Raw genomic sequence first — 3,876 nt, 5'->3', positions numbered from 1 at the left:
TGCTAGGCGAGGAAAAGATCAGGATGCGCGCGGGCTGCGCCAGCGCCGCGATCAGCGCATCGGCCGGAAAACGCCAGTCGGGCGGAAAGGACACCTTGTCCACCACCGCGCCGCAGGACCGGGCCCCGAATTCATGCAGGCCGAAGCTGGGGCAGATCGTAACCACCCGGTCGCCCGGCCGCAGGACCGCGCGATAGATGGCGCCGATCAGGTCCTCGGAGCCGTTGCCCAGGATCACGGTGTTGGGGTCCACGCCATTCGCCTGCCCGATCCCCTGACGCAGCGCCTCGTCGCTGGCATCGGGATAGCGGCCAACGCCGGCCGCGGCGTCGCGGATCGCCTGCACCGCCGCGGGCGACGGCCCCAGCGGGCTTTCGTTGCTGTCGAGTTTGGCCACCGCGTCGATACCATAGACACTGCGGAACCGGTCCAGCGCGAGGCCCGCGTTATAGTCGGGCAGTCCCGCGACTTCGGGCCGGATCAGGGGTTGGGATGACATTGTGGGGCCTCGTGCGTCAAAGGTCGAATATCTTGCCGGGGTTCATGATGCCGCGTGGGTCCACGGCGCGCTTGAGCCGCCGCATCAGGTCCAGCGCGGGACCATGCTCGGCTTCCATATAGGCTTTCTTGCCCAGGCCCACGCCGTGCTCTCCGGTTGAGGTGCCACCCATCGACAGCGCCAGTTCCACCAGCCGCCGGTTGATGGCGCGGGCGGTCTCGGTTTCCTGCGGGTCCGCGGGATCGAACAGCAGGACCAAGTGGAAATTCCCGTCCCCGACATGGCCGATCAGCGGCGCGACAAAGCCTGTTGCTGCGATCTCGGTCTTGATGGCGGCGATGCAGTCCGGCAGGCGTGACAGCGGCACGCAGACGTCGGTCGAGATGCCCTTGATGCCCGGCCGCAGCGCGCGGGTGGCATAAAGCGCCTCGTGCCGGATGCGCCACAGCCGCGTGGCATCTTCAGCTGTCGCGGCGGGTTCGATCCGGGTCGCGCCCGCATCGCTGGCCAGGTCCTGGAACAGCGCCACGTCATGCGCCACGGAGGGGCCCGATCCGGTGATCTCGACCCATAGCGTCGCGGTTTCCGGGAGGGCGGCGGCGCACCACGAGTTGATCGCCGCCATCTGCAGGTCGTCGGCCAGTTCGATCCGGGTCAGTCCCAGACTGCACTGCTGGGCGGCGACGACGCAGGCGGTGGCGGCGTCCAGATCGGGAAAGCTGCACAGCAGCGACTGCGCCGCCTCGGGCTTGCCGAACAGCCGCAGCGTCAGCTCCGTGATAACCCCCAACGTGCCTTCCGCGCCCACGAACAGATGGGTCAGGTCGTAACCGGCCGCGGACTTGCGCGCCCGTCCGCCGGTGCGGATCACCTGACCGTCGGGCAGCACCACCGTCAGCCCCAGCACCAGTTCCCGCATGGAGCCATAGCGCACGGTGGTCGTCCCCGAAGCACGGGTGGAGGCCATTCCCCCTAGGGTGGCCTGCGCCCCCAGATCAACCGGGAAGAACAGCCCGGTGGCCCGCAGTTCCTCGTTCAGGCGCTGGCGAGTGACGCCGCACTGGACCACGCAGTCCATGTCCTCGGCATGGATGGCAAGGATGCGGTCCATGCCCGACACGTCCAGGCTGATGCCGCCCTTGGGCGCCAGCACCTGCCCCTCGATCGAGGACCCTGCGCCGAAGGGGATCACCGGGACGCCATGGTTGTGGCAGACCGCCAGCACGCGCGCGACCTCCTCGGTCGATTGCGCCATCACCACGGCGTCGGGGGCTGCTGCGGGCAGCCAGCTTTCGGCGGCGCCGTGCTGGTCGCGCACGGCGGCCGAGGTCAGCAGCCGGTCGCCGAAACAGGGCGCAAGGGCGGCCAGCGCGGCGCTTGTCGCGGGAGTGGTCGAGGTCATGGAGGGATCGTTCCGTGCAAGAGAGGGTGCGGCGATCCCTGCCGCCGCGCCCGGGGGAAGCTACTCCTTGAACCACCAGCGTTCGGAGGCGCGGGCGCCGTCCAGTTCCCAGTCGTTGCCCAGCTCGCCATGCGCGACCTTGTCCGAGGTCGCGTCCAGGAAGTCGGCCCAGACCGGGGCGACCATGCCGCCATCCTCGGCGATCAGGCGCTGGCATTCCCAGTAAAGCTGCTTGCGCTTTTCCTCGTCCTTCTCGCCGCGGGCGGCGACCAGGGCCTTATTGAAGGCCTCGTTGTCCCAACTGGTTTCGTTCCAGCTGCCGATACCTTCGCGCGAGTAGGCCAGCGACAGCATCACGTCCTCGTTCGGACGACCTGACCATTTGGTCGCGAACATCGGGCGCTTGCCCCAGATGCCGGACCAATAGCCATCGTCCGGCTCGCGCTTGACGTCGATGGTGATGCCGGCCGCCGCCGCCTGTTCGGCGTAGAGCTGGGCCATGTTCGTGGCCCCCACAAAGGGCGCCTCGGCCACGTGCAGCGGCACCGTCAGCCCCTCGGCCCCCGCCTTCTGCAGCAGCGCCCGCGCCTTCTCGGGGTCATAGACATGCTGTACCAGGTTCGGATTGTGATACTGATAGGCTTCCGAGATCGGCTGGTCGTTGGCGATCGAGCCATAGCCGGAGAGGATCTTGTCCAGCATCTCCTGGCGGTTGATGGCCAGCTTCATCGCCATGCGCACGTCCGGATTGGCGAACAGCGAATCGGTGCAGTTCATGCTGAAGGCGTAGTGCTGCTTGCCACTGGTCTGGATCAGGTTGATTCCGGGCATCGACTTCAGCAGGTCCGCGGTCGTGGTGTCCACGAAGGCGATGGCATCCACCTGGCCGGTCTGCAGCGCGGTCATGCGGGCGTTCACATCTGCGATGCACTTGACTTCGATCTCGTCGAAATGGGCGCGGCCCTCCTTCCAGTAATTCGGGAAGCGCTTCACGCGGCTGCCGACGCCCGGCTCGTAGCTTTCCAGCGTGTAGCCGCCGGTGCCGATGCCCTTGTCGAAGTCACGGTCCTCGGCGGGCACGATCAGCATCGTCACCATGCTCAACAGCGACGGAAAGCCCGAATTCGGCGCGGCCAGCGTGATACGGACCTCGTTCGGGCCGGTCGCTTGGATGTCGGTGACGGGCTCGAACAGGGCCTTGGTCTCAGAGACCGTGTCGGGGCCGCGGTGCAGGTTCAGCGACCAGACCACGTCATCGGCGGCCATGGTCTTGCCGCTGTGGAACTCGACCCCGTCGCGCAGCTTGAAGGTCCATTCGGTCAGGTCGTCGTTGCTGCCCCATTCGGTTGCAAGCTCGGGAACCAGCTTGCCGCCCGGCCCGACCTCGATCAGGCAGTTGCGCATCTGGTATTGCAGCTGCATCATGAAGCGGCTTTCGTTGAGCTGAGGGTCCAGGGTCTCGGCGGTATTGAAATCGGCGACCGCCAGGCGGAAGGTGCCGCCCTTGCGGGGGGGTGCGTTCTGCGCCAGGGCGCGGCCGGGCCGCAGCCCCAGCACGGCGGCGGTGGACATCGCCCCCGCCCCAAGCAGAAGCGAACGTCGGGTGGTCAGCAATGCCATCGTGTTTCGTGCTCCCTGTGGTGAAGACGCCCGGGCCGGCAAGGCGGTGGCGGCATTTTATGTCTAGACTTAAGAACTACGGCCATATGATGGACCCCACAAATCAGTTTGGTTGGCCTATCTGTCAGATATGCTAAACTGTGCGCCGGAACAGAGGAGAACGGATCACGTGAATACGGCGCTTCCGCCGCTGCGCGCGCTACAGGCGTTCGAGGCTTTCGGCAGGCTGGGCTCGGTCAACAGCGCCGCGCGGGCACTGGGGGTCACCCCGGGCGCGATCAGCCAGCAACTCAAGCTGCTGGAGTCGCACGTGGGTCTGCCGCTGTTCGTCAAGGACGGCCGCCGGGCCATGCTG

Annotated in this window: 4 protein-coding genes; 1 reads left to right on the top strand and 3 read right to left on the bottom strand. The window is 66.9% G+C overall.

The window, feature by feature from the left end; translation table 11 throughout:
• From BU28_RS0117425 to BU28_RS0117415, 3 genes are all read right to left on the bottom strand, one after another.
• The coding region (locus BU28_RS0117425) for an aminotransferase class I/II-fold pyridoxal phosphate-dependent enzyme (protein WP_028720571.1) at window positions 1-499 on the bottom strand (499 nt) is incomplete at its 3' end.
• 16 nt (window positions 500-515) lie between these two features.
• A complete protein-coding gene (locus BU28_RS0117420; protein WP_028720570.1) occupies window positions 516-1,901 on the bottom strand; it encodes an FAD-binding oxidoreductase in 1,386 nt (461 codons plus the stop codon).
• Between the two features lie 60 nt (window positions 1,902-1,961).
• Entirely contained in the window at window positions 1,962-3,521 is a 1,560-nt protein-coding gene (locus tag BU28_RS0117415; RefSeq protein WP_028720569.1) for an ABC transporter substrate-binding protein, read from the bottom strand.
• Window positions 3,522-3,690: 169 nt separating this feature from the next.
• Between BU28_RS0117415 and BU28_RS23615 the strand changes: the two genes are divergently transcribed.
• The coding region (locus BU28_RS23615) for a LysR family transcriptional regulator (protein ID WP_036763392.1) at window positions 3,691-3,876 on the top strand (186 nt) is incomplete at its 3' end.

The organism is Paracoccus yeei ATCC BAA-599 (assembly GCF_000622145.1).
In the GTDB taxonomy this organism is placed as follows: Bacteria; Pseudomonadota; Alphaproteobacteria; order Rhodobacterales; family Rhodobacteraceae; genus Paracoccus; species Paracoccus yeei.
The sequence above is the reverse complement of the archived record's forward strand: the minus strand, read 5'-3'. Positions and strand labels throughout refer to the sequence as shown.

What these genes read in the sequence shown, in the direction of transcription:
- BU28_RS0117420 (WP_028720570.1), bottom strand. Translation starts at nt 1,901, where the DNA reads ATGACCTCGACCACTCCCGCGACAAGCGCCGCGCTGGCCGCCCTTGCG.
- BU28_RS0117415 (WP_028720569.1), bottom strand. Translation starts at nt 3,521, where the DNA reads ATGGCATTGCTGACCACCCGACGTTCGCTTCTGCTTGGGGCGGGGGCG.